This is a genomic window from Candidatus Magnetobacterium casense (genome assembly GCF_019173545.1).
In the GTDB taxonomy this organism is placed as follows: Bacteria; Nitrospirota; Thermodesulfovibrionia; order Thermodesulfovibrionales; family Magnetobacteriaceae; genus Magnetobacterium; species Magnetobacterium cryptolimnobacter.
This window is the reverse complement of sequence record NZ_JABXWD010000702.1, coordinates 1-1,282: the sequence shown is the minus strand read 5'-3', so window position 1 is coordinate 1,282 and position 1,282 is coordinate 1. Positions and strand designations below refer to the sequence as shown.

Below are 1,282 nucleotides of genomic sequence, written 5' to 3'. Positions count from 1 at the left end.
GTAACTATACTTTAAGGCAAGAAAGAAAGGGGCGGCTCCGCCCCCCTTCAGAACCCCCCGCAAGGGGACCAGTCCCCTTGACCCCATTTTACCATGCTTTTTTAAGAGGCTCCGGTGAAGGCTTACGTTGCTGTCGTGTTGTTTCCTCTTCTGTGCCACTGTGCGATGAACTCGGCGCCGAGGACTATTACGCAGAAGGAGAAGTAGACCCACATGAAGATCAAAAAAATGGCCTTCAGTGAACCGAAGGCGATCCCAAACCGGGGATTGAGCTTGAGCAGAAACACCAACGTGGGGTTGATAACGGCCCAGAGCACGGAGGCCAACACGGCCCCTGCACAGATGCGCTTTAAACCAACCTTTACCGGTATAAAGGCATAGTACAGCACCGTCATACCGGTTGAGGAGATGGTCAGGTTTACCAGAAAGTCCACGATGTACAGGGGGAAGGAGATGGCCATAAAGAATCGGATTATCAACTCGTCATAGATTATCTGGCTTATCACGAGAAATATCAGGAGGGCTATCAGAAATATTGCGGTTGAGAAGTCGCGCAGTGCCTCAAGCACCAGGGGGCGCCTCCTCTGTGCCATGAATATGGTCAGGAAGACGTTTCTGATGGCCACAACGAGCGGTAATATGCACGACAGACAGGACAATATACCCACCCACCCCCAGATGTCGGAGAGGCGGGAGAGCGATATGACCTCATTGAATATCACCTCCTGAAACTCCGGCACCAGTTGGTAGGTCAGCCTGTGCAACCCATTGAGGGCCTCCTGCGAAGACGTGATCGATTTGCCCAACAACAACGCCGTCAGCAGCAGAAACGGCAGCAGTGCAAACATCCCATAGTAGGCAAGTGCCGCAGCCAACTGCATGTAGTTGTTCCTGAAAAACGAAACAACGCTGTCCAGTATTATACGCATTTTCTCCTTACGCTCAGTCAGAAATCAAGCCGTCATGAGGATATTATAGCACGTTAGCGATGTGAAGTAAAATTCACTTGTTTTCATTTTTGGTTGTAGGTTATAATTTATTATGCCAGGGGATCGCAATACCATAACGATATCGATATTGGCCGCAGCAGACGGTCAACGTCCGGTACACGTCAACGGCGAACCGTCCCACCACATCGCCGAAACCGAGGTTGCCGCCCTCCTTGCGGAGACACGCGAGAACCTGTGGCGTACCGATCCAGCGGCGGGGGCCAAACTCGGCAAGCGGTTGTACGCTCTGCTCAATCGTGGAGCGGGGACGCTTCAGGGGATCATCGCCAATG

2 protein-coding genes are annotated in these 1,282 nt (G+C 52.2%); one reads left to right on the top strand and one right to left on the bottom strand.

All coding sequences use genetic code 11. From position 1 onward, the window contains the following. Positions 1-122: 122 nt before the first annotated feature. Positions 123-929: a YihY/virulence factor BrkB family protein gene (locus tag HWQ67_RS18885; RefSeq protein ID WP_218254241.1), complete on the bottom strand. Its 807-nt coding sequence runs from the start codon at positions 927-929 to the stop codon at positions 123-125. A 112-nt stretch (positions 930-1,041) separates the two neighbouring features. Between HWQ67_RS18885 and HWQ67_RS18880 the strand changes: the two genes are divergently transcribed. Next, the coding region (locus HWQ67_RS18880) for a hypothetical protein (RefSeq protein ID WP_218254240.1) at positions 1,042-1,282 on the top strand (241 nt) is incomplete at its 3' end.

What these genes read in the sequence shown, in the direction of transcription:
- HWQ67_RS18885 (WP_218254241.1), bottom strand. Translation starts at nt 929, where the DNA reads ATGCGTATAATACTGGACAGCGTTGTTTCGTTTTTCAGGAACAACTAC.